Below are 24,248 nucleotides of genomic sequence, written 5' to 3'. Positions count from 1 at the left end.
TTTGCATCAGGAACTTTTATGGTCCTGATGAGTGGTCCCAAACGACTTTGCGGCGAAAGATAGTGTGTTCGCAGCCGACGTAGGGACCAACGCCATGGAGAGTTCGGACCTGCTGGCCTCGCTCGTGAACGAGGCCGTTGCGGGTGACCGGCGTGCCCTCGACCGGCTGCTGGCGTCTGTCCGGCCGCTCGTGTCGCGCTACTGCCGTGCGCGCGTCGGTCGCAACGAACGGGCGTATGCGTCGGCGGACGACGTGGCGCAGGAAGTCTGCCTGGCGGTCCTCACGGCGTTGCCCGCCTACCGCGAGCAGGGCCGACCGTTCCTCGCGTTCGTCTACGGCATCGCCGCGCACAAGGTCGCGGACGCGCACCGCGTGTCGGCGCGCAACCGCTCCGAGCCGGTCGCCGAGGTGCCGGACGGGCCGTCGCTGACCGTCGATCCGGAGGAGAACGCGCTGCTCGGGTCGCTCTCGGTGCGGCTGGGCCAGTTGCTCCTGGTGCTGCCGGACAAGCAGCGCGAGATCTTGCTGCTGCGCGTCGTGGTCGGCTTGTCGGCGGAGGAGACAGCCGAGGCGGTCGGCTCGACGCCGGGTGCCGTGCGGGTGGCTCAGCACCGCGCGCTGGCGAAGCTGCGCTCGTCCGTGGGGGTCGAGGAACTGATTTGACCGGCGCCTTCTACGACGGGCTGGCCGGGACGTACGACCTGATGTTCCCGGACTGGGACGCGTCGATGGCCCGGCAGGCCGCGCAGCTCGCCGAGTTCGTTCCACCCGGCGCGCGCGTCCTGGACTGTGCGTGCGGCATCGGCACTCAGGCGATCGGTCTGGCTCTGCGCGGCTACGAGGTCGTGGGTGCCGATCTGAGCCCCAAGGCGGCTTCTCGGGCCGTTGTGGAGGCCTCTGCGCGTGGTGTCGCGTTGCCCGTGGCGGCGGCGGACATGCGTTCCCTGCCGTTCGCTGATGCTTCGTTCGACGTGGTCCTGGCAGCTGACAACGCGTTGCCACACCTGTTGACCTCTGATGATGTGCTCGCGGCGTTGCGTGAGATGCGCCGTGTGCTGCGTCCTGGCGGCCGGCTCATCATCTCGACGCGCGACTACGACGCAATCCGGCGCGAACGGCCGTTGTCGACGCCTCCGTCCGTGGGGCCGGGTCGGGTCGTGTGGTTCCAGCTCTGGCATTGGGACGGCGACCAGTACGAACTGGAGATGTTCCGGCTGCACGAAGCCGAGTCGTGGCGCGTCTTCGTGGGCAAGGCACGATATTGGGCGATTACCCGTCATGAAATCACCGAATTGGTGGAACGCGCCGGTTTCGGTTACGTGGAGTGGTTGCTCGACGCCTATTACCAACCGCTGATGGTTGCTGCAAACGGGTGACGTTGAAGTTTCTCCCTACTTTCTGCATAAGGAGTGACGTGTCGCACGTCTCCTCTTCGGGACGTCGACGAGGGGACACTTCGAATGGAGAGTTCGGCTTTATCCGCGGAACTGGTCAGCTTGGCGGTGCAGGGCGACCGCAGGGCTACTGACCAGGTGCTTCGCTACCTGCGACCGCTGGTGGTCAAGTACTGTCGCGTGCGTGTGGGGCGTTCGGCGACAACCGCGGACGACGTCGCGCAGGACGTCTGCCTCGCTGTGCTGACGGCGCTGCCGAACTACCGGGAGCAAGGCAGGCCCTTCCTGGCATTCGTCTACGGCATCGCGGCGCACAAGGTTGCTGACGCGCACCGTGCACTTGCTCGTAACCGTGCGGAGCCAACGGCGGAGGTGCCCGATCAGCCTTCGCGCGTCGGCGGGCCCGAAGATTTCGCCCTGCAGGGTGAGCTGAATGGAGCGCTGGGCGAGCTGTTGCGCGTTCTGCCGGAGAAGCAGCGCGAGATTCTCGTGCTGCGCGTGGTGGTGGGTCTGTCGGCCGAGGAGACCGCGGAGGCCGTCGGCTCGACGCCTGGTGCGGTCCGGGTCGCTCAGCACCGTGCACTCGGGCGCCTGCGCAAGGAAATTGCCGCTTTGGCTGTCCCGATCGGGTGATGTTCGTTTGCTTTTGTTACGAGTGGGGGCGGGTGCGTGGGATTGATGCACCCAAACGACATACCTAGAGGCAGGAAGACGCCGACATAAGGACCAGGGGGCATGGGGAGTTCGGACTCAGCGCTCGCCGCCGACCGGCTGCGCATCGACGGAGTGCTCGTGCAGCACTTCCGTGAGTCAGGGCTCACCGGGCCACGCTGGGACCAGTTCCATCGTCAGCTTCTCGGACACGGACTCACGATCGTTACGAAGCTCGTGCGGTCCGGCGCGATGTTCTCCCGGTGCGGGCGGCACGGCCGTTACCTGCATCAGCAGGAGATCTCGCCGCAGGAAGCCGAAGAGCTGGCGAGCGACGCGGTGTTCGATGGCTTCGTCTACTTCCGCGACCGCGGGTTGCTCGGCAGGCAATGGTCAGTCGAGCACGGTCAACCGCTCACCGAGTACTTCGTCAACGCGTGCGTACTGGCGTTCCCGAACGTCTACCGGCGCTGGCAGAGGCGTGTGAGCGGCTGGCAGGACGTGCGGCTCGTGGACAGCTTCGCCTCGCTCGACAACATCGTGACCGAGGGGACACCCGAGGACGCGGTCATCGAGCAGGCAGCGGCCAACGCGGCTTTCGCCGCGTTGAGCGAGGACAACAGGCGGTTGCTCTTCCTTCACGACCAGGGCTACTCGCACGCGGAGATCGCTGAGTTGTTGCGACTCACCCCGCGCGCGGTCGAAGGACGGATCCGGCGCGCGCGTCAGGCCGTGCGCCGGCATCCAGACGAGGAACGGTGATCTGCGTGGAGTTCTCACCCGGTCTGCACCGCAAGGTCCCTGCGGAAGCTCTCAAGGGCTCCTCAGTCGGTGGGTCGATCGACGTCACGCCGGAAGCCCTCGACTCGTTGGTGGAGCGGACCGCGGATGCTCCCAAGATCCCCGTTGATCCGCCTGCGCCCACCTACTACTCGAGCCGCCCTGAGGCCGCTGACGACCACGTCGCGCGCGCTGTGGCGGGTGACCCGGTCGCCATCAACCGGCTTCTCGGCACCATCCGGCCGTTGATCGTCCGGTACTGCCGCGCGCGCGTCGGCTCGTTCGCGTCGGCGGACGACGTGGCGCAGGAGGTCTGCCTGGCCGTGCTGACCTCGTTGCCCTCGTATCGCGACCAGGGGCGTCCGTTCCTGGCCTTCGTCTACGGGATCGCGGCGCACAAGGTCGCCGACTCGTTCCGGAGCTTCTCGCGGAACCGCTCCGAGGCCGTGCCAGAGGTGCCGGAGTCGATGGACACCGCGGCAGGGCCGGAGCAGCGGGCGATGCAGGGCGAGCTCTCAGACCGGATGGCGGCGCTTCTGCGCGTGTTGCCGGAGAAGCAGCGCGAGATCGTTGTGCTGCGTGTGGTGGTGGGGTTGTCGGCGGAGGAGACCGCCGAAGCGGTGGGTTCCACGCCCGGTGCGGTGCGGGTGGCTCAGCACCGGGCGTTGCTGCGGCTGCGCAAGGAGATCAATACCGCCAGCGAGTGATGTTGGCGATTCCCTGCGGGCTGGCGTCCTTGTAGCGCTCCATCTCGCCGCGCCGCACGTCGACGATCGTGCCCGCCAGTTCCTGGCCGAACGCCTCGGTGAGCACGGCGTCCTTCTCGAACTCCTCGACGGCTTCCCTGAGGGACGTGGGCAGCCGCGGGATGCCGTCGAGCAGCGCCGGGTCGACGTTGAGGCCTTCCGGTAGTTCGGTCCGGGTCGCGATGCCGTCCAGACCGGCCGCGATCACGCCCGCGACGACGAGGTACGGGTTCGCGGTCAGGTCGAAGCACTTGATTTCCAGGTTGTCCCGGATCAGGCGCAGCGCCGTTTCGCGGTTCTCCTCGCCCCATGCCGCGAACGGAGCTGCCCACGTGTGCGGTACGAGCCTGAGGTAGCTCGCGAGAGAGGGGCAGCCGATGGCGCACAACGCGCGGATGTGGTTGAGCACGCCCGCGCTGAACTGCCTGGCCTCGTCCTGGAAGCCGTCGAAGAGGTTCGTGCCGTCGCGCCAGAGGCTGAAGTGCAGGTGGCCGCCGTTGCCGACGCCGCCGTTGATCACCTTGGGGGAGAACGACGGCCGCATGCCGTGCCGGATCGTGACAGCGCGGATGGTCTCTTTCACGAGAACCGCGGTGTCCGCCGCGGCGACCGGGTCCTCAGGTGCGGTGGAGACCTCGAACTGGCCCGCGGCGTACTCGGGGTGGAACTGGAGGACCTCGACGTCCTGCTGGTCGAGCGCGTTGAGGAGGTCGACGCAGTAGTCGGACAGCTCGACCTGGCGGGCGTGCCCGTAGGCGGAGCCGCTCGTCGCGGGGACCCAGTCGTCGGTGTCCGCCTTGCCGACGCACCACTCGATCTCGAAGCCGGCCTTGGCGGTCAGTCCCAGGTCGTGCAGGTTCTGCTCGGCCCTGCGAGCTTGAAGCCGCTGGTCCATGGGGTAGGGGACGCCGCTCTGGAAGTGGCGGTCGGCGGGTGCCCAGGCCCAGCCGGGCTGACCCGCGAGGATCGTGAGGCGGTCGAGGTCGGGGTGCAGTCGCAGGTCGCCGACGGGTCCGCCGGCGAACCGGCCCTGGATGATCCAGTCGTCGAACAGGAACACGTCGAACACCGGTGAGGCGCCCAAGCCGTGTGCTGCCGCGTGAGCCAGTCTGCGCAGAGGCACGGACTTCGTGCGTGTGATGCCGCTGTTGTCGACCCAGGTGAGCGCCACGACGCTCACGTTCTTCGCGTTGAGCCCGTCGAAGAGTTCGGTCGCCCGGTCGAACCGCTGGTCCCGTTCCGCAGAGTCCACGATCCTAAGGTTATGGGCATCTTGCCGTTCGTCGCCGAACTCGGGTTGATTGATCACCACTGCCACGGTGTGTTGCGCACCGACAGCACGCGTGAGGAGTTCGAGTCGCTGTTGCTGGAGGCCGACGCGGTCTCACCGTTGGGCGGGTCTTTCTTCGACTCGGCTCTCGGGTTCGCGGTGCGACGATGGTGTGCACCGCTGTTGGACCTGCCTCGGCACGCTTCGGCTGAGGCGTACCTCGAACGGCGGAACTCGCTGCACATCACCGAGGTGTCGCGGACGTTCCTGATGGCGTCGGGGATCCACACGTTCCTGGTGGACGGCGGGTTCCAGCCTGATCGGCTGTTGTCCGGTGCCGAGCTCGGGTCGTTGGCCGGGGTGGTGTCGCACGACGTCGTGCGGCTGGAGCACCTGGCTGAGGAGCTGAGGCCTTCGGTGTCGCCGTCGGAGTTCTTGGACGCCGTGCGTTCGCGGCTTGCTTCTTCGTCGGCGGTGGGGGCGAAGTCCGTTGCGGCGTATCGGGTTGGGCTTGATCTGCCGGGTGCGCGGCCGGTGGATTCGGACGTCGTGCTCGCGGTGGAGGCGTGGTCGTCCGGTCGGCTGGTGTCGCCGGTGGTGATCACTTGGCTGGCGTGGGAGGCGTTGGACGCTGGGCTGCCGTTGCAGTTCCACGTGGGTTACGGCGACTCGGACATCGATCTGCACCGTTGCGATCCGTCGTTGTTGACGCCGTTCTTGCGCGCGACGGCTTCTCTCGGCGTGCCTGTGCTGTTGCTGCACAACTACCCGTTCCACCGGCAGGCCGGGTATCTCGCGCAGGTGTTCCCGCACGTGTTCTGCGATCTCGGGCTGGCGACGCACGGGCTGGGGCATCAGGCGCCTCGGGTGCTGGCGGAGGCGCTGGAGATCGTGCCTTACGGCAAGTTCTTGTTCTCGTCCGACGCGTTCGGTCTGCCCGAGTTGTACTACCTCGGCGCGTTGCTGTTCCGTCGTGCGTTGTCGGAGTTCTTGTCTGACGGACTGCGTCGTGACGCGTTCCTCGAGGAGGACGCGCATCGGATCGCACGGCTCATCGCGTCGGACAACGCGGCGCGCGTGTACAAACTGTAGGATTCGTCTCGAACTCACGTTCGAGGGGGTGTTCATGGGCCGCAGTGCGAGCCTGCCACGCGGCCTGGTCGACCGGTTCCGTGCGCGTGATGGTGTGTGGCCCGACGACACGGGTTGCCGGATGCTGCACGTCGACATGGACGCCTTCTACGCGTCAGTGGAGATTCGCGAACGCCCCGAGCTCGCGTCCGTGCCTGTCGTCGTCGGTGGCGTTGGTGGGCGTGGCGTCGTGTGTTCCGCGAACTACATCGCGCGCGAGTACGGCGTGCGGTCCGCGATGCCTACCGCTCACGCGCGTCGCCTGATCCCCAACGCCGTGTACCTGCCGCCGCAGTTCGACCTCTATCAGGAGGTCTCGCGTGGCGTGATGGCGATCTTCCGCGACATCACGCCGTTGGTGGAGCCTCTCTCGTTGGACGAGGCTTTTTTGGACGTCGGCGGTGCGCTTCGCCGGTTGGGTCTCACGCCCGGTGGCATCGGTGAGCTGGTCAGGTCGCGTGTGTTCGCTGATCACGGTGTGTCTTGTTCCGTCGGTGTGGCCCCGACGAAGTTCCTCGCGAAACTCGCTTCGGGCATGTGCAAGCCCGACGGCATGATGGTCGTGCCTTCTTCTGATGTCCTGGACTTCCTTCACCCGCTGCCGGTGTCCGCACTGTGGGGCGTCGGTGCGAAAACCGCCGCGCGCCTTGAGGAACTGGGCCTGGAGACCGTCGCCGACGTGGCCAGGACTCCTCTGCCCCGGCTGCGCCGCATGATCGGCGTTGCGTTGGCGGAGCACCTCTTCGCTCTGGCCTCGGGCGTCGACGACCGCGCGGTCGTGCCCACGTCGCGGGAGAAGTCGATCGGCGCCGAGGAAACCTTCGAGGTCGACCACCACGACCGCGCGCTGCTGCGCCGTGAGCTTCTCCGTCTGTCCGAGCGCTCAACGGGTTCCTTGCGCGCCAAGGGTTTGCGCGGCCGAACGGTCTCCATCAAGGTCCGCTTCTCCGACTTCACCACGATCACCCGCTCGCGCACCCTCCCGGTGTCGACCGACGTGACCCAAGAGGTCTACCGCACCGCCGCCGAGCTGCTGGACACCCAGGTCCCACCGGGCGCGGTCCGCCTGATCGGCGTCCGAATAGAGGGCCTTGACAACGCCGACTCCGCCCAGCAACTGATCTTCGACGCCCCGGAACGCGGCTGGCGCGAAGCCGACCAAGCCGCCGACCAGGCCCGTTCCCGCTTCGGCTCACTAGCCGTCCGCCCAGCCTCCCTGCTGCGCGAAAGTCCAGAAAGGACAGTAGAGCCCGAACCGAAGCCCGAGTGATCGCGACTTGTCCACAACCCGTGACTTGTCCACAGCTTCCACTCACCCCCGGTTCCCCGCGCTCTCCCTCCCCCAAGATGAACCCATGCGCCACCCCATCGACCTGGAAGCCCTCGGCTCCCTCTTCGCCCACCGCGTAGCCCCGGTGGCAGCCCTGATCCACATAGGACTGTCCTCGTCGCTGATCGACCAGCGATCCCGCCCAGGCGGCCCCTGGCAACGCCTGTTCCCCAGCATCTTCCTGCTGTCCCGAGCCGGCCCGTCCCGCGAACAACTGGTGCAGGCAGCCCTCCTCTACGCGGGCGAGCGCGCCATGCTCACCGCCTTCGACGCCCTCTACCTGCACGGCATGAGATCCGTCCTGCCCACAGCCGACGCCATCCACGTACTGGCCCCACGTCACTCAAAAGCCTGCGGCTACGCAACCCTGCACCTGGAACGCACAGACCGCCTACCCAAACCGGCAATCCGCCGAGGCTTCCACGTGGCCCCCCTCGAACGCGCCGCCGTGGACGCGATCCGCCGCACCCGCTCGATCGCCGACACCAAAGCCATCCTCGACGAGGTCACCCACTACGTAGGCGCGGCAGCCCTCCGCGCCGAGTTGGCTCTCGCCCCGCGCAAGGGCACCACCCTCGCCCGCAAACTCCTGGGCGAATCGCCGGCCCGCCAACTCGAACTGTCCGTGATGGAACGCCGCCCGCCAGCCGTCCCGCAGGCCCGCATGCCGTTGGCAATCGGCTAGCGCACAACGTTCCGCGCGTTGACCAACGCCGATTTCACCGCAACCTGGCGCGGCATCGCCACGCGGGGCTCGCCCATCGCGGCATCGCACCTGGGCGTACCCATCCAGGCGGCGCCGCGGAGCTTGGGCGCACCCGTCGCCACATCGCCCACGAGCGCGACCATCAACGCAATGCCACGCGGCCCGCCCATCGCGGCGCCACCCAGCCACACCCCGCCCCGCACCACCGCGCCTGGCGCCGCACCACCGCTCCGGCACCGCACCACCGCGCCTGGCGCCGCACCACCGCTCCGGCACCGCAACCGTGCCTGGCGCCGCAACCGTGCCTGGTGCCGCAACCGTGCCTGGTGCCGCAACGCGCCCGGCACCGCAACCGCGCCAGTCCCCAGGCCCCTAGGCCGCAGCCCCAAGCCCGCAACCCGACCTCGCGAAGCCCGCAACCCAGCTCCACGGAGCCCGCAACTCAACCCCGTTGAGCCCCGAACCCCGTTGAGCCCCGAACCCCATCGAGCCCCGAACCCCGTGGAGCCCACAACCGAACCCGGTGGAGCCCACAACCGAACCCGGTGGAGCCCACAATCCAACCCCGTGGTGCCCTCAACCCCGGTGGAGGCAGCCCCAACCTCGTCGGCACTCAACCCCGTGGGGCCCACTCCGGGCGGTCCGAACCCCGTCGAGCCCCGAGCCCCGAGCCCCGAACCCCGACCTCGTCGAGCCCGCACCCCAGCCCCGCAGAGCCAGCGTCCCGAGCCCCCGACCCGGCCCCGCAGGGCCCCAGCCCCGGGGAGCCCGTGTCCCGAGCCCCCAACCCGGCCCCGCAGGGCCCCAGCCCCGCGAAGCCCGCATCCCGGGCTCCCTACCGAACCGGAGCCTTGACTCCCTTGCCCTTCGCCACAGCCTTGATCGCCAACCCCCGCAAGCTCAAGAACGTGATCCGCGGCTCCTCGAAGTAGTCCCAAGGCCCAGCATCCGCCAGCGTCCCCAAAGCCCGGAACTGCCCCAGAGCCTCCTCGAACCGCTCCAACCGGATCAACCCGAACGCCGCGTACCCCCGGTCGTCCCGGACCGCGTAGGTGTCGGAGCCCTCGTCGACGAGCCGTCCCAGCAACGCGTCCAAGGAGGCCACCACCGAAGGCGCCTTCCACATGTCCGGCGAGGTGCTCTGCGCCTCATAGGCGGCGTGCAGCGGCAAAGACAGGAACTTCGGAGACTTGGCCGCGGCCTCCAGGGCGAACTCCAGAGCGAGTTCGTCGGATCCGTGCCACTTGCGGCACCAGTACTGCAGGGCCTGCTGGTGTCCGTTGTGGTGCAACGGATCCCGCGAAACCAGTTCGGTCCAGATCGCGCGGAACTCGTCGTGGTCCACCTGCAGGCCACGCGCGAGGGTCAGCAAGGTGTTCAACGGAGTCGGGTCGTCCGGCAGAACGGAGGCAGCCACGCCCGCGGCTTCGCGGGCCTCGAAGAGGACGCGGTGGAAGCCCTCGAACTGTTCGCGGGTGGTTTCGGAGGCGCGGGCGCTGCCGCGGATGTCCCAGGCCAGGGACACGAGTGACATCGCGTGCACCACCAGCCAGTGCGGGTCGCCCGGGCGGGCTGCCTGCCAGGCGGTCATCCAGGTCTCGTCCTTGGCGGCGAGGTCGGCCAGGGCCCACACCACGCGCTGGCGGCGGTCCCAGTCGCCGTGCGTGGCGGTGACCAGGTCGGCGGCGTTCTCCCAGTTGCCGGCGCGGACGTCGTCCTTCACGGCGGCGAGGGCCAGGTCCTCGATGGGCGTGGTTGTGGTCACCTCGGTGTCGGGGACCAGGCCGTAGCGCTCGGGGTGGGTCTTGGGCAGCACGTAGGCGGCTACCACGTCGGTGGGGAGTTCGTCGATTTCCACGCCCAGGCGCTTGGCCTCGCGCATGAGGCGGAAGACGTTGACGAGTTCCTTGGGCTTGAACAGAAGTGAGAGCACCACGGGGTTTCTCCAGGAAGTAAGTCAGTTCGCGGGGCGGTAGTCGAGGGCTACGCCGGCTGTGGCGAGCACGCCTCGCAGGCCCTCGGTGCTGCCGTTGTCGGCGACCGCGGCGTCCAGGTGGTCGGTCATGTCGAAGTCGTGAGAGGAGGTGACGAACGTGGTTCGTCCCAGCCAGTCCAGTTCCCAGTGAGCGAGGCCCGCGTCGGAGAAGGCCAGTGCCACCAACGCGGACAGCTCGGGCAGCACCTCGCCGCGGGCCATCTCGCGGCGGGCTCGCGGGCCCGCGTCCCTGGCGCCGGGGGTGTACGAGCCGAGGTCGGCCAGGTGGCCCGCGTCCAGTGCGTCGAGGACGGTCGTGAGTGACGGCGGCTGGTTCGTCGCAGTGGCGGCTGCCTGCAACAGCCGTTGGGTGCCTTGCACCACGCGGGCGCGGGCGCCGATGTGGCCGAGCGTGGCCCAGTCGACGCGTTCCTTCTGGCCCGCGTCGGACACCAGCGTGTTCAGCACGGCGGCGTCCAGCAACGGCATCGGGTCCGTGAGCAGTTCGATCGCCGGGCGGTCGCCCCAGCCCGACTCGGGTTCGAGGCCCAGGGCCTCGATGGCGGCGATGCGGTCCTGCAGCGGCGGGTGCGAGTCGTACGGGCCGCGGTCGGGGTCTGTCGGGTGCTGGCGGATCTGCTCCAGCTCCTCGTGGAGTTCGGAGGAGGTGCGCAGGCGGGCGAAGCCGTCGAAGAACGTCGTGGGGAGGTAGCCGAGTTCCCACGCGACGGTCAGGTGGCGGTTGGTGAAGAGGTCCCACGCGGCGTCGATCACCGGCAGCTCGCGCAGGGCGGAGGCGGCGGCGGACGAGCCGGCGAGTGAGGCGGAGAAGCGGTCGGCGGCGAACTCCTGGTGCCTGCTGATCGTCTGGGAGACACGGAGGTACAGCTTGGCGTAGCCCAGGAACAGCTTGGCGATCATGCGCTGGAACCAGCGTTCGGCGTTCATGTGGGAGCCGGCGCGCAGCATGGCGTTGCGGCCGGAGACCACGACGCCGGCCAGGCGCGTGTCCTTGTTGGCGTAGTGCCCGAGCTCGTGGGCGAGCACGGCGATGAGTTGCTTCTCGGTCAGGGAGGTGAGCAGCGGAGCACCGATGAACATCCTGCGCTTCAGCACGCGCAGGCCCAGGAAGCGGGTGTCCTCGGCGACGCCGGCGTTCACCGCGGCGAGGATCCGGATCTCGTCCGGCGGGCGGGTGCCGACGTCGGCGGCCAGGCGGTGGACGAGGTCCCAGAGCGCGGGCTGTTCCGCAGGCGTGACGAGGGTGCCGGGCACCTCGTCCTGCGCGCGGCGTTCCAGCGAGATCAGGCCCTTGACCAGCGCGAACACCACTGGCACGACGAACAGTGCCAGCTTCAGGCCGACGAACGGCCGTTCGATCAGGGCGTACGTCTCCAGCGCGAGGAGTCCGCCGATCAACCCGAAGGCGAGCACGTAGAAACCGACGAGAAGCGCGACAGCGATGGCAGCACGCAACGAAACACGCATGAGTAAAGCGACCTTCCCCCAAAGCCCCCAGTGCCGCAGATGGCGGCAGCACGCAGTGTGCACGAAAGGACGGTCACGACTCAATCCCGAAACAGCGGCTGTCGCGAAACCCAGCGCGGCTCGTGTCAACCGGTCGATCGGCCACTCCGCGTACCTCTGCGGGATGACATCCCCGGCACCACCTCCGGCCTTCAGATGGAGGTGGGGTGACGCTCGGTGTCTCTACGGTCACTGAGGCAACACCTCATCGAACACTGGAGGTAACCAGTGAGAGCAGGACAGCGAGGTGCCCGTCGGGGGATCACCGCGCTCGCGCTGTCGGCAGGCCTTGTCACCACGACAACGGCTGCCGTCGCGCATGCGGAGGAATCGGCGCCGGGGCAACGTGACCAGAGCGTCACGCTGATCACCGGTGACCGGGTGGACCTGGTCGGCAACCGCGTCGTGCGGTACGTGCCGGGTCCGGGGCGGGGCAAGCTCGCCGTGCGCACGTTCACGCGGAACGGGCATCAGCACGTCGTGCCCGCGGACGCGGTTGTGCTGGTGTCCCAAGGGAAGCTGGATCCGAGGCTGTTCGACGTGACGTCGCTGGTCGAGTTCGGCTACGACGACGCGCGGCGCGACTCGGTGCCGGTGATCGTGCGGCCGGCGGCGGGCGCACGATCGGGCATCACCGCGTTGAGCGCCAAGGGATCCGTGGCCGACCTGGTGACCGGCTCGGTCGAGAAGTCGGGCAGCGCCTGGGAGTCGCTGCGGTCCGGCGCGGTCGAGAAGGTGTGGCTCGACGGCGTCCGCAAGGTGACGCTCGACCGCAGCACCAAGCAGATCGGCGCGCCAGAAGCATGGCAGGCCGGTGTCACCGGCAAGGGCGTGAAGGTCGCCGTGCTCGACACGGGCGTCGACGAGAAGCACCCGGACCTGCGGGGCAAGCAGGTCGCCGAGAAGAACTTCACCGACTCGCCGGACAACACCGACGAGGTCGGCCACGGCACGCACGTCGCGTCGACGATCGCCAGCAAGGGCGACAAGTACCGCGGGGTCGCGCCGGACGCGGAGATCCTCGACGGCAAGGTCTGCCAGCCGGGCGGCTGCACCGAGTCGGCGATCCTCGGCGGCATGCAGTGGGCGGCCGAGCAGGGCGCGCACGTCATCAACATGAGCCTGGGCGGCGGGGACACCCCTGACATCGACCCGATCGAGGAGGCGGTCAACCGGATCTCCGGCCAGACCGGCGCGCTGTTCGTGATCGCGGCGGGCAACTCGGGGCGGCCGGAGACGATCGGCTCACCGGGCAGCGCGGAGTCCGCGCTGACCGTGGGTGCCGTGGACCGCAACGACGGCATCGCGCCGTTCTCCAGCCGTGGCCCCGCCGCGGACGGTGCGGTGAAGCCGGACGTGACCGCGCCCGGCGTCGACATCGTGGCGGCCGAGGCCGGAACGCAGGGCCACGTCGCGATGTCCGGCACGTCGATGGCCACCCCGCACGTCGCGGGCGTCGTCGCGCTGCTCAAGCAGCAGCACCCGGACTGGACCGGCACACGGCTCAAGGCGACGATCATGGCGTCGGCCAAGGCAAATCCGGCGCTGAAGCCGTTCGACCAGGGCACCGGCCGCGTCGACGTGCCGAAGATGCTGGCGCAGCAGGTGATCGCGGAGCCGAGCAACATCAACTTCGGCGTTCAGCAGTGGCCGCACGACGACGATCAGAAGGTCGTCCGCGAGGTCACCTACCGCAATCCGGGCAAGGAGCCCGTGACGCTCGACCTGACCGCGGACATCACCGGACCGGACGGCAAGCCCTCGCCCGCCGGTCTGTTCACGGTGTCCCCGGCGAAGGTCACCGTCCCCGCCGGAGGTGAGGCCAAGGCGACGATCACCGCTGACACCAAGGTGAACGTGGCCGACGGCGCCTACAGCGGTGCGATCGTCGCGTCGAACGGCCTGCGCACGCTGGTCAGCGTCAACCGAGAGGTCGAGAGCTACGACGTCGGCGTCTCGGTGCTGGGCGTCGACGGCAACCCGGCCGAGAACCACGGCACGGTGTTCGTCAACACCAAGACCGGCAAGGGCTACTCGGCCTCTGCCAAGAACGTCCGGCTGCCCAAGGGCGAGTACATCGTCGACAGCGCCGTGATCACGCCGGACCACAAGGTCGTGTTCCAGGTGCAGCCCAGGTTCGTGGTGGGCGGCAAGACCTCGATCACGGTCGACGCGCGCAAGGCCAAACCGGTCGCGCTGAAGACGCCGGACGCGGCAGCCAAGGGCATGATCGGCACGATCTCGTACACCACGCAGGTGGCGGGCGAGGCGTACGGCTCCGGCTGGGCGTTCTTCGAGGGCCTGGCGGGCCACGTGTCCACCGCCCAGATCGGACCGGACGCGCCGGGCTTCACGACGACGTTCGCCGAGCAGTTCCAGGGCACACCTCGCGACGAGAAGACCCCGGTCAGCTACCGCCTGATGTACACCGAGAAGGGCATGCCGACCGGCTTCGAGCGCACCGCCAAGACGAACGAGCTCGCCGAGATGACGAGCAGCTTCCGTCCGGGAGGCGAGGGCTATCGCCACGGCGTCGCGGCGATGCCGCATCCGACCGACGGCAGCGGCGGCTTCGCCTGGTTCACCGTGGTGCCCGACAACGGCCGAGCCGTCGACCTGGTGTCGACCACGGGTGGCAAGTGGAGCTGGATCTACGACCGCGTCGCTCCCGGCAACGTCAACGAGTACTCCGCGGAGACCCCGCCCGGTTCCTTCAAGGGCGGCAGGAAGTACTCGCAGACGTTCGGGAAGGCCGTCCTCGGCCCGTCCGTCCCGTCGGCGCCGGGCTTCGGCATCGCGAGGCTCGAAGACCAGATCGCCGTCAGGGTCCCGCTCTTCACCGACAGCAACGGTGGCGAGGGCCGGGTCGGCACCGGAACGGCGAAGACCTCGTTGTTCCACAACGGCACCAAGCTCGGCGAGTTCCCCCAGCAGGCGGCGATTTTCGACGTGCCGGCGGCTGAAGGCTCGTACCGGGCCGAGATGGAGCACAGTCGCGACGCCGAGCTGTCGACGAAGGTCAGCGGGGCCTGGACCTTCAAGGCCAAGCACACGACCGACATCACGCGCCTGCCGCTCACGGTGGTCCGCTTCCAGCCCAAGCTCGACGACAAGGACACCGCACACGGCCGTGTGCTGCTCGTCCCGCTGAAGGTCGAACAGGCGGAGAACACGCCGAAGGTCAAGCGCGTCGCAGTCGAGGTGTCGTTCGACGACGGCAAGACCTGGAAGCAGGTACAGGTGGCCGGGGACAAGGCGATCGTGCATCACCCGAAGGACGCGAAGTTCGCTTCGCTGCGTGCCAAGACCACGGACGCGGCGGGCAACACGGGTGAGGTGACGATCATCCGCGCCTACAAGATCGCCAGCTGAACTGTCAGACCCGCTGAGTAGCATCGGATTCGGGGGCTCCGCACTCCGGCCTCACAGGGCCTGGGAACCCCCGAATTCGAGCTTGCTCAGCGGGTCTGACACTTCTCACGGACGCCGGTACTGCGCGGGCGAGCCCACCGTCTCCGGATCCTCGTAACTCCCGGCCTTCCCGCGATCGACGTGGAACGTCGTCAGCGTCGAAACCGGCGAAGCAGCGTCACGGCGGTCGCCGATCACCTTCATGTGCGTGGTGAACCGCTGTGGCGTCACCTCGTACACGTCGTACCCGTACCTGTTGCCCTCGAAGTACTTCAGGTGCGGGTTCGCCGCGCCCATCACCGGCCCGTTCACCGCGTTCCACTCCGGCGAGTACGCCCCCGAGGTGACCGAGTGCGCCGTGAACTCCGTGCCGATCACGGGTGACGACAGGTCGTCGAAGTCCGGCCGGATGTCGTCGACGAACGCCGAGTGCCAGTCCCCGGTCAGCACGACGAGGTCCTTCATCTCCGAAGCGGCCACGTGCCCGAGCACCTCGCGCCGTTCGGCCAGAAATCCGTCCCACTGGTCGGTGAAGTAGTAGCCACCGCCGGTGCGGGCGAGCTGCGACAGCATGATCGAGTTGATCCACACCTGCCAGGCCTCGCGGGCGCCCGAGATCCCGTCCAGCAGCCACTGTTTCTGCCCAGCGCCCAAAATCGTGCCGCCAGGAAGATTCTGCGCGGACCGGTACTGCCGGAGATCCAGCACGGTGAGGTCGAGCAGCGAGCCCCACTGCCGCCGCCGGTAGATCTGCGGCTCCAGCGCCGACCCCGCGCGGATCGGCAGGTGTTCGTACCAGGCCTGGTAGGCCGCCGCGCGACGCTTCACGAACGGCGCCGAGCCGTCCGTGCCGCTGTAGTCGTTCGCAACCTCGTGGTCCCACCAAGTGTGTCAACCAAGTACACTTGATATGGCCCCTACCAGCGAGGATGCCGACCATGAGCGCACCGACGCCCCGGAAACGCCGCCAGTACAAGAAGCAGGCGAGTGAGCGCGATCAGCACCCGATCGTCGCGTTCACATCGGACGACGATGCCGCACTGTGCTACATCCGGCAATCGCACTTCTCAGACGAAAGCACCTCGGATGAGGTGCAGACACGGGATACGCGTCGATGGGCGAACGCTTATGACATTCCGATCGTCGAGTCTGTAAGGGACTTGCACGTTTCTGGTGACTTGGAGCCCCACAAGCGGGACGGGCTCAAGGTCTGGCTGTCCGATGCGCCACCGAAGCCGTGGAAGACGTTGATTGTCACCAAGCTGGACCGGTTGGTCCGAAACGTCGTGGATGCGCTCAACTTGCTGCACTGGCTACGGGCACGGGGCAAGCGGTTGGTCAGCATTGGTGAAGGTATCGACTCCAGCAATTCAATGTCCGAGTTCCTGATCACGTTGATTGCTGCGTTTGCCCGTATGGAACGCGAACGAATGAAGGAACGGTTCCGTTCGTCGAAAGCAGCCCTCAAAGAGGCGGGACGATGGGCAGGGGAAGGCCACAACTACGGCACCATGCCCGTTGAGTTGCCTAAGGGCGGTTGGATTCTTGGACTTGACCCGTACGCGGTCAGGATTCTTCACACTCTTTCCAAGATGGCGCGGGAAGGGCAGGGGGTCACCAAGATGTGCGACTGGTTGAACACAAACGGGGTTGTGACCCCAAGGGACAGGCAATTGCAGCTAGCGGCGGAGCGGCGAGGAGAAGACCCTGCGACGGTTGAACTGAAGGGGTATAAATGGCAGCCGACCGTGGTTAGTCGCATGCTGAAAGATCTAGAACTTGTGGAGCTTGGGATCTTTGAGCCTGCCGAGCAGGCGGAAATTATCGCGCGATTGGAGGAAAAGGCGCGACCGAGTACGCGAGGCAGCAATCAGCCTCATGCGTTCTCCGGTGTCTTTGTGTGCTCGGAATGTCTGGATCCTCTGTGGCACCAGTCCAACACGGCTAAACGAACCCGCAAAAGCGGCAAAACCGTGGAGTATGTGTACAACTACTGGCACTGTCCGTCACGCGCGCACGGTCCGATGATGCGCGCGGAAGACATCGAGCCACTGGCCGAACAAGCCTTCTACACGATCTTTGCAATGGTCCCGGTTCGGAAACGGGTTGTTCTGCCGCCAACCAACCATGCGAACGAAATTGTGAAGCTGGAACGGGAACACGCCAAGCTGATGTCCGGGGTTGCTCGGGCCAAGTCGTCGGAAGATAGGCGCCGGATCTTGGCCGACGGTGACAAGATTCTGGCCGATATCGACACGCTGAGGGCGCTCCCAGTCGATCCGGGGGGTGTGCAGTGGGTCCCAACCGATCAAAATTGGCAGCAAGCGCTAGAGGGAATGTCACCAGAAGACCGGCGCCTCAAGTGGATCGAATTGGGCTTTGAGTTCGCGGTGCAGAAACGACACGACGGCACCTGGACGGCTCGCTGGAATTTGCCGGACGGCTGGCAGGAAGCAATGCCGGAACTTATTGAATGGCGCGACCGGATCGGCCACACTGGCAAGACGGTAGACATCACCGATATGTTCGACTGGACAAAGATCGGGTCTACGGAGTCAGGAAACGAAGTGGAGTAGAAACTCGATCACTTGGATGATAGAGAGCCCCTCCGCGCATGGCGGAGGGGCTCTCTATTATTTCAGATCAGCGTGGTAGTTCACTACTTTTGATCGCTGTTTCGGGATCAGTGCATTGCACACTGCGCTGATCCTGGCGGCCAGCTGTTGAATATCAGTGCCGTCAACGGAGACCCAAAGCTCTCCATCTGGACCCGGCGTGAATGTCGCCGTAAAACTGTCCTCAGTGGACGCATGGCCCGTCCTGTCAGCCACTGTCCGGCCCTGCCTCCCCTCGCTCAGGGAGGGAGTCGCTAGCCTGCCCGCTCGACCGTGGAATCGGGCCCGTTGTCGGGGTGCTCTCGTGCGGGCTGGTCGTCCTCCCTGGCGGGTGTTCGTGCTGGCTGGCAGAGGGAGCTAGGTCCAGGGAGGGGCTAGGGAAAGATCCCTGACTCCCTGACGTCTCCCTTCCGTCCACTGTGGTCTGAGCGCCATCACTTTCGAGTCTCCGACGGGCGATCGCGTCGGCAACGTCCTCGAACCGAACGACCATCGCGCCATCAGACTTACGCGGTTGAATTCCGAATCCGAGAAGTGCGGCGCGAAGGTCGCGCGCGGTCCACGGTTCATACTCCTTGGGATTGAGTGCAACGAGTCGTGCAAGAACAGTTTGAGTGCGGACACGGGGCTCTCCTTCGATTACTGAACGGAGGTCGTTCAGGTGGTCGACTGGTGCGGGATTCTCTATTTCTTTCAGGGTCCAGCCAGCCGTTAGGGGTAGGTTTTCCATGTTTGCAATGGCGCGGGCAATGACGGGGGTGACCTCATCAATGCCGTCTTCGAACGGCAGATAGAACGTGCGGACGAGTTCAAAGGAGTTGTGTGTCACGCCAACCGCTACGCAGGTTCCCCGGTCGGTGTGCATCTTCAGTTCGGTTGCCCGCACACCTGCTCGGTATCTTCCAGACCCCAACAGTCCGTCATTGGCGATGTGGTCCGCCACGGCGAACGCCGTGCCGCACGACACGTTCCGGGTGATCTCCTTGGGAATGCTGTCCTTTGTCGGGGACTGGGTGGCCAGCAGGAGAATGATTGCGTACTTGCGGCCTCGCTTGATCAGCTTGACGGCGAGTTCTGCCGCTCGCTTTCCGTGCTTCGGGTGTTGGAAGAGTTCGTGACATTCGTCGATCGACAGGATGATCGGGTGTAGGCCCAGTCGGTGATTGTCGGCCAGTCTGCGGGATACCTTCGGCGGTCGGCCTGGTTGTTCCCCGAGGACACGGCCCCGTCGCTCCATCTCATTGAGAAGGTCTTCGAGAGCTTGAACGGCATCAGCGGCTACCGAGTCATCCATTCCCATTCGGTAGCGGCGGAGTCGCGGCGCCAGTGGTTCGAAGTCTGGGCTTTCGCCCATGACGAACGCCCATAGTTCGGCGGTCGGATCGAGTGCCGCTCCGACCATGAGCACTCGGAGAAGGTTTGTCTTCCCTTGGCCCGGTCGGCCACCGACCAGCCAGTTACTTCCGATCAGCGGCGCGTTGATTACCACTCCGCGTTGTGTCAGACCGAACGGAACACCCTCGAACACATCGACGGTCCCGTCATGCAACAGCGGCCATTCACCCGCACCACCGGAAAGCGTGCCCTTGTCGGCAACCCACAGATCCAGAACTCCATCTTCCTCGCCAGTGGTGGGCCACGTCTCCAATGACGCGCGCCCCAGGTTGGCCGCCAACACTTTGCGGCGATCGGACACCATCTCCGCCGTGACTCCGAGAGGTAGGCGGATTTGCGCCTGGGTTCCGTCGCCGTCTTTTCGCGCCGCAACCGTGTAGACGAGTTCACCGCCACCCTTGAGAAACGAGTTCAGCGGTGCGATTCCGAGGTGCGCAAGCGCCCTGGTGATCATCCTTTCGTCCACCCAGGAACCGGAATCGTCGCGGTCGGGCCTTGTCAGCCATCCCGCACCCGGCGTGCGGTCACGGCCCTCCCACACTGCCGCACCGACCAGCCACGCCACGGTCAACGGCGGCACCCAGGGCCACGCCGCCGACACAGCGGCCGTCAGAGCGCCCCTGACGGCGTAGACGGCCTGGAGCCACCCCGGCATAGCCGAGCGGTCCAGAACGGCGTCCACGAGCGCCAGGAGGACCAGCAACGCCGTCACGGCCGCCGCGCCGACAAGCATCCTCCGGAGGAAGATCCCCAACTTGGCCCACCGTGCCCGTGCGTCGGACCTGATCAACTCCTGAGCAGTCCGCCGCGCTTGCACGTCCCCGGTCATCCGTGCCGCCCGTGCGTCGGCACGGAGGTCCGCGTACGACGCCCAACGCCAACCTCTGGCAATCCAGCGCCCGCTCCCCCGGGTGAGGAACCACAGCAGGCGTGCGACATCACGCGGCGCGTTGCGTGCCCGATACGCGATCACCGACCGCGCCCGGACCACCCCGTCAAGATCCGCAAGGGACCTCACCGCGGTCTTGATCATGGGCAGAGATTTCTGTTGTGGAGCAACGGTTTCTTCGTCGGAGACGAACTCTCCATCTAGGACTTGACGGACGAGTGCGCCGCCCTGCTTCTCATGATCATCTTGGTGGGTCATCGCCGGCGCCGACCCCCAATATGATCTTCAACGGAGACAACTGTCAGCGCCCGGACGAAGACCCATGACGCGAACATCGCAGGCACCATCAGAGCGGCCAGTTTCACCCACCCCGACGCGCTCGGGTGCGTGAGCGCCAACCACTGAACGCCCGAGATAAGCGCTGCGCCGACAAGGACCCGACCAGTCAGTGACAGCAGCCGTACGCCGCCACGGGCCACCTGGGCCGCCTTACGCGCCCTCCTGACTGACAGCCGCCACGCGACCCAGAGCACGAGGACGGCGACCAGCCCGGCCAGCATGAGCGGAGGGGACAACTCGATCCCGGTCATGGCCGCTCACCCGCCACGGTGCCGCCGTCGCGGCGTTCCTCCCAGCACTCGTACACCGCGCGGCGCGCGTCCTCTGGCAGGGGACCCCACACGCTCGACGTCGCGTGACCACGGGTGCGGAACTCCCATTCCAGGCACTCACGCTGTACCGGGCAGGCCGCGCACACTCGCGCTGCCAACTCCCGATCCGACCGGAACTCTCCAGTCCACTCGGGATAGTCGCCACTGGTGGACAACCATCCGCACAGGCCCGTGTTCCGGACCGTGTGCGCCAACTCGTCATCTGCCAGCTCGGCCAACTCGTCAAGCTCTGCGGCGACCCACTCGAAGCTCTCGTTCATCGGTGGTCACCGCCCACCGGGCGGACGGCCAGGTGTGCCAACGCACGTGCCGGAATTCGCACCTGGTCACGCCGCCACACCACGGGCAGCAAGCCGACACGGATCGCGCGGCACACGCTGGCAACATCGCCACCGGTCAGCCACGCCACTTGCTCAATTGACAACAACTCAGAACGCGAGAAATTCATGATTGTGTTCCTTTGCTTGATGTTGCGGCTCGCGGATTTGCGGGCCGCTGCATCAAGTACGCAGGAACGCAGCGATGAACTCTATATCGAGATCTAGATAGCGATATGCTGAGACAGCATATGCCTGGTCAGAAGCGGTGTGTCTCGGGGCGATATTCCGAGATTGAATACGGCAGTGCCCGGATATTCACCACGGACATGTTGATCAAGCGGGCGTCACTCGGTGCCGGTTTTGGAGTTCTTTACGACCTTGAACAGGTCGCGGAAGTCTGCGCCCGCGCGTGCGCCGTACGTGCTCAGTTCGTGGTCCAACTCGGACGCCACCATGAGCAGAGAAGGGCGACTCTGGCGGCCGTGCTGCAAGGCTTCTACGCCCATCGCTGCGGCCTCTTCAATGTCGCCCGCTCGCGCTGCGACGACGGCCAAAGTCAGTTGTGCCTCTGTACTGCGCATGGGCGAAACAACGAAACCGTCCGGACTCACGCTGCGCCGGATTACTTCCTCGGCGTTCCGCTTGGCAAGGTCATCGTGCCCAACGATCCGGTATGTGTCCATCGCGTAAAAGTCGAACTTGTCAGGATCAACCACAAAGTGGTTTTCGGGTCGTTCTGGGTAAGGCAACTCGCCGAGTAGCTCACTGCCGCGCTGCAATGCTTCGTAAACCTCGTCCGCCATACCCATTCGCGCGTAAGCTTTGGCTTGCTGCCCGTAGAGCTGTACGGCGACTGACTGGGATGGAGCGGCGATAATGCCCGCTTGTGCGAGAGGGATTACTGCCTTGTAGTTCCCCGCTGTCAAATTGAACCAAGCCAACATCTCGTGTGCCCAGCCGACGATTGAGGAGTCGCCAGATTCGGTTCCCAGCTCCAAGGCCATTTTACGTGTTGCCTGAGCTGCCGTCTGGTCCCCAAGGTCGTATTCCAAACAGCCAACCAGTAGCGCCAGTAGGCCCGCGTTGTGTAGGACTTCGCGATGCTGTGGAAGCGTGAGCTGTTTTCCAAGTAGCTCGGTAACCTTTTTCAGCCAAGCTTGACCTTTGGTCATCAGCTCTCGTGCGTCAGCATGGGAGTAATCGCAACACATCTGCTCGACTGTGATGCTCAACGCGTCAATCGTAGGTTGATCGATCGCTGAGGCGCGGACGCGTTGCACTAGTTCCGCAGTGTCCATGCCGGTGTTTGCGACCAAAATACGATTGTGCGCCTCTGGGTCGATCGGTACCTGGCTTCCCGTGTTGTTTTGACTGGACGCGTTAGGCGCTGTGAATCGGCTTTGTCCAGGAAGGTCGAACCACAGAAGATGCTGCGGAAGATGAAGGGTTCGTGCCCAGTTCCGTAGCCAGAAGAGATTCTCCTCAGCAGGCCCGTTCTCGATCCGGCTGAGCTTCGACTGATTCAGGTTCAACCACCGTGCAAGCAGCTCTTGCGTAAGCGACCGGCCAAAAAGTGTCAGGTGACGTGGGTGGTTTCGGTACGCCTTGAAAACATGGCCGATGTGCTGCTCTGCAAATGCCGCGCGAAACTCATCGGTCTCAAAGAACTCATGCCGTAGCTGTGAGGGTGGGGTCCGAAGCTGATCACGTTGATCCCTGTGGCAGCGCGCGCAGAGATTCGCTGAGTTGGCCGCAGCAAGGGTGTCGTTGCAACCCTGACAGCGGCGGCCATCCTCGTGGTTACCGCCTGGTGGAACAAGTGCCGTCATCTCGTGTCTTCCCCCGTCAGCGTCTGCGGCGGATGCGCTGCCTCTGACGAGCGTACATACGAGCCGAAGAGGACACCATGGGGTTACGCCAACCGATGCTGGCTCGACGGCTACCAGGCGTTATACCTGGATCTGCATGGGCCATGCAGATCCAGGTATAGACATTGCCTCGCGCCGAGTTCAACGCTATACGGGAAAGGCATCCGATCGCGCGTGCCTCTACTTATCGAAGGTGGCGCCTGAAATTGTGCGGAATCGCATGATTGTGACAGCTGTACTCACCACTGGAATTGCGCGCGTCACGCATGGACTGGAGCAGTCCGAACAACTGATTGACGAGGTATTGCGAACGGACCATGCCAAGTGGGAAACGACCATGTCGATTGGGGATGTCGAGTTTCGCAGCACTAAGGAAGGGCCGCAGCCCAACCATCAATTGCGAATAAGCGTCCGACCGTCCTTAGGGCTTGCGGCCCTGAACTACACGGATCACGACGATCCGGAAATGGCCATTGCGAACTCGTACAACCCGAGACGGCCACTTCCGGAGGTTGACCTGATCTTTAATGGAACTACAGGCATGGTGTTTCCGCGCACGGCATTGATCTCAATAGATGACGCGCGCTCTGCGTTGTCCGAATGGCTGGGGACGTGCAAACGCCCGGCTTGTATTCAATGGCGCCCGTACGAGCCTTACGGCTCCGACTAGTGAAATTCTTTCCCAGAGGTGCCTAATGACAACAATAACCGTGATTTTCGGCATAGTTGCGGTCGGCACATGGACATGGATCATTGGTGACATCTTCGACTGGTGGAGGCGCATGTCCACTCGCCGCAGGAATCGAAGGAACATCTAGCGTGGCAAACGAACCGATCCCTCGACAGTATGAGATTACAAGTGAGGGAGTGACGGCACATACGGTGGCCGAGAAGTGGCTATCTCTGACTAATGAGGAGCGTGACGAGCTACTTACTAGGTTGCGAGAACGGACCCTTCGGCAGCGGAATGATGAGTCGTAAGTGACGCAGATGAGCGATCAAGTTGGGTTCGCGCTGGCCAGCCTTCATCCTCAGGGAATTGCGCTGAAGGTACATATCCTTCAACGGCTTACTGAAGTTCCGGGCGCGTTGACAACTTCTCAAATTGTCGCAGGTGGAGGACCTAGGCGGAACTTTGCTTCAACATGGTATGCGCTTCGCGCGCTTCGCAGGTGCGGAATTGTAAGGATGCTACCGAGAAAGGTTTCTTACGAATCCGATCGTTGGCAACTTGCGAAAGGCGCCAAGGATCCCGTTCTTGCGTTCCTGGCCAAGAAGTCGCCCAAGGTTGAGCAGCGGAAATTCACCCCGCTGCTGAGAGGAACAGAAAAGCTCAGGAACGAACTGGCTATCGTCTGCGATGACCCGGAGCAGTGGTTCACGGTAAAAAGCCTCAACAAACGCATCCGGCACTGCGCGGTAGGCACCGTCCGAAAGCACATGGTGGAGCTCTTCGAGAACGGATACGTTCTGCGCAGATTGACGGATCCGAGCAAGCCTGGACTGCCGGTGTATGAGTATCGGCTGAACTCAAAGGCAAAGGCTCACGCGCGGGAGCTGCTTTGAGC

Annotated in this window: 20 protein-coding genes and 1 pseudogene; 12 read left to right on the top strand and 9 right to left on the bottom strand. The window is 65.4% G+C overall.

Going from position 1 to position 24,248, the window contains the following annotated elements; all coding sequences use genetic code 11:
- Nucleotides 1-94 precede the first annotated feature (94 nt).
- From SK803_RS25985 to SK803_RS25965, 5 genes are all read left to right on the top strand, one after another.
- The gene (locus SK803_RS25985) at nt 95-664 is read left to right on the top strand and encodes a sigma-70 family RNA polymerase sigma factor (protein ID WP_319968710.1); all 570 of its coding nucleotides are present in this window, start codon (nt 95-97) and stop codon (nt 662-664) included.
- On the top strand, nt 661-1,377 hold the full coding sequence (locus tag SK803_RS25980; protein ID WP_319968709.1) for a class I SAM-dependent methyltransferase: 717 nt from the start codon (nt 661-663) through the stop codon (nt 1,375-1,377). Before SK803_RS25985 ends, SK803_RS25980 begins: the two co-directional genes overlap by 4 nt.
- Before the next feature lie 84 nt (nt 1,378-1,461).
- Nucleotides 1,462-2,028: a sigma-70 family RNA polymerase sigma factor gene (locus SK803_RS25975; protein WP_319968708.1), complete on the top strand. Its 567-nt coding sequence runs from the start codon at nt 1,462-1,464 to the stop codon at nt 2,026-2,028.
- A 102-nt stretch (nt 2,029-2,130) separates the two neighbouring features.
- A complete protein-coding gene (locus SK803_RS25970) occupies nt 2,131-2,808 on the top strand; it encodes an RNA polymerase sigma factor (RefSeq protein ID WP_319968707.1) in 678 nt (225 codons plus the stop codon).
- A 212-nt stretch (nt 2,809-3,020) separates the two neighbouring features.
- The gene (locus SK803_RS25965) at nt 3,021-3,533 is read left to right on the top strand and encodes a sigma-70 family RNA polymerase sigma factor (protein WP_319968836.1); all 513 of its coding nucleotides are present in this window, start codon (nt 3,021-3,023) and stop codon (nt 3,531-3,533) included.
- On the opposite strand, the gene SK803_RS25960 is transcribed toward SK803_RS25965, so the two are convergent.
- Nucleotides 3,514-4,824, bottom strand: a complete 1,311-nt coding sequence (locus tag SK803_RS25960; protein WP_319968706.1) for a type I glutamate--ammonia ligase — start codon at nt 4,822-4,824, stop codon at nt 3,514-3,516. The two genes, SK803_RS25965 and SK803_RS25960, sit on opposite strands and share 20 nt — an antisense overlap.
- Before the next feature lie 12 nt (nt 4,825-4,836).
- On the opposite strand from SK803_RS25960, the gene SK803_RS25955 reads away from it, so the two are divergent.
- From SK803_RS25955 to SK803_RS25945, 3 genes are all read left to right on the top strand, one after another.
- Complete coding sequence (locus SK803_RS25955; protein WP_319968705.1) at nt 4,837-5,934, top strand: amidohydrolase family protein; 1,098 nt, start codon at nt 4,837-4,839, stop codon at nt 5,932-5,934.
- Nucleotides 5,935-5,968: 34 nt separating this feature from the next.
- Entirely contained in the window at nt 5,969-7,243 is a 1,275-nt protein-coding gene (locus SK803_RS25950) for a DNA polymerase IV (protein WP_319968704.1), read from the top strand.
- An 85-nt stretch (nt 7,244-7,328) separates the two neighbouring features.
- Nucleotides 7,329-7,988, top strand: coding sequence for a hypothetical protein (locus SK803_RS25945; RefSeq protein WP_319968703.1), 660 nt, complete (start codon nt 7,329-7,331; stop codon nt 7,986-7,988).
- On the opposite strand, the gene SK803_RS25940 is transcribed toward SK803_RS25945, so the two are convergent.
- The 3 genes from SK803_RS25940 to SK803_RS25930 form a co-directional block, all read right to left on the bottom strand.
- Nucleotides 7,985-8,398, bottom strand: coding sequence for a hypothetical protein (locus SK803_RS25940; RefSeq protein ID WP_319968702.1), 414 nt, complete (start codon nt 8,396-8,398; stop codon nt 7,985-7,987). The two genes, SK803_RS25945 and SK803_RS25940, sit on opposite strands and share 4 nt — an antisense overlap.
- 446 nt (nt 8,399-8,844) lie before the next feature.
- Nucleotides 8,845-9,945 (bottom strand): DUF4034 domain-containing protein, encoded by a 1,101-nt coding sequence (locus SK803_RS25935; RefSeq protein ID WP_319968701.1) that lies wholly within the window; start codon nt 9,943-9,945, stop codon nt 8,845-8,847.
- A gap of 21 nt (nt 9,946-9,966) precedes the next feature.
- On the bottom strand, nt 9,967-11,472 hold the full coding sequence (locus SK803_RS25930; RefSeq protein ID WP_319968700.1) for a M48 family metalloprotease: 1,506 nt from the start codon (nt 11,470-11,472) through the stop codon (nt 9,967-9,969).
- 267 nt (nt 11,473-11,739) lie between these two features.
- Here SK803_RS25930 and SK803_RS25925 point away from each other — a divergent pair, with 267 nt between their 5' ends.
- Complete coding sequence (locus SK803_RS25925) at nt 11,740-14,883, top strand: S8 family peptidase (protein ID WP_319968699.1); 3,144 nt, start codon at nt 11,740-11,742, stop codon at nt 14,881-14,883.
- A 105-nt stretch (nt 14,884-14,988) separates the two neighbouring features.
- Here the strand turns inward: SK803_RS25925 and SK803_RS25920 are convergent.
- A pseudogene (locus SK803_RS25920) lies at nt 14,989-15,801 on the bottom strand (alkaline phosphatase D family protein); the annotation flags it as partial.
- Nucleotides 15,802-15,860: 59 nt separating this feature from the next.
- Here SK803_RS25920 and SK803_RS25915 point away from each other — a divergent pair.
- Complete coding sequence (locus tag SK803_RS25915; protein WP_319968698.1) at nt 15,861-17,498, top strand: recombinase family protein; 1,638 nt, start codon at nt 15,861-15,863, stop codon at nt 17,496-17,498.
- A gap of 247 nt (nt 17,499-17,745) precedes the next feature.
- On the opposite strand, the gene SK803_RS25910 is transcribed toward SK803_RS25915, so the two are convergent.
- From SK803_RS25910 to SK803_RS25895, 4 genes are all read right to left on the bottom strand, one after another.
- Complete coding sequence (locus SK803_RS25910) at nt 17,746-20,079, bottom strand: FtsK/SpoIIIE domain-containing protein (RefSeq protein WP_319968697.1); 2,334 nt, start codon at nt 20,077-20,079, stop codon at nt 17,746-17,748.
- Nucleotides 20,076-20,411, bottom strand: coding sequence for a hypothetical protein (locus SK803_RS25905; protein ID WP_319968696.1), 336 nt, complete (start codon nt 20,409-20,411; stop codon nt 20,076-20,078). The genes SK803_RS25910 and SK803_RS25905 overlap by 4 nt, the downstream gene beginning before the upstream one ends.
- On the bottom strand, nt 20,408-20,752 hold the full coding sequence (locus tag SK803_RS25900; RefSeq protein WP_319968695.1) for a WhiB family transcriptional regulator: 345 nt from the start codon (nt 20,750-20,752) through the stop codon (nt 20,408-20,410). The genes SK803_RS25905 and SK803_RS25900 overlap by 4 nt, the downstream gene beginning before the upstream one ends.
- 404 nt (nt 20,753-21,156) lie before the next feature.
- The gene (locus SK803_RS25895; protein ID WP_319968694.1) at nt 21,157-22,641 is read right to left on the bottom strand and encodes a hypothetical protein; all 1,485 of its coding nucleotides are present in this window, start codon (nt 22,639-22,641) and stop codon (nt 21,157-21,159) included.
- A gap of 232 nt (nt 22,642-22,873) precedes the next feature.
- Between SK803_RS25895 and SK803_RS25890 the strand changes: the two genes are divergently transcribed.
- Both SK803_RS25890 and SK803_RS25885 read left to right on the top strand, forming a co-directional pair.
- Complete coding sequence (locus tag SK803_RS25890) at nt 22,874-23,350, top strand: Imm1 family immunity protein (RefSeq protein ID WP_319968693.1); 477 nt, start codon at nt 22,874-22,876, stop codon at nt 23,348-23,350.
- 311 nt (nt 23,351-23,661) lie between these two features.
- Nucleotides 23,662-24,246, top strand: a complete 585-nt coding sequence (locus SK803_RS25885; protein WP_319968692.1) for a hypothetical protein — start codon at nt 23,662-23,664, stop codon at nt 24,244-24,246.
- Nucleotides 24,247-24,248 lie beyond the last annotated feature (2 nt).

It is taken from the genome of Lentzea miocenica (genome assembly GCF_033949945.1).
Taxonomy (GTDB): domain Bacteria; phylum Actinomycetota; class Actinomycetes; order Mycobacteriales; family Pseudonocardiaceae; genus Lentzea; species Lentzea miocenica.
Note: the sequence above shows the minus strand (reverse complement) of the source record. Positions and strands in the feature narration are given on the sequence as shown.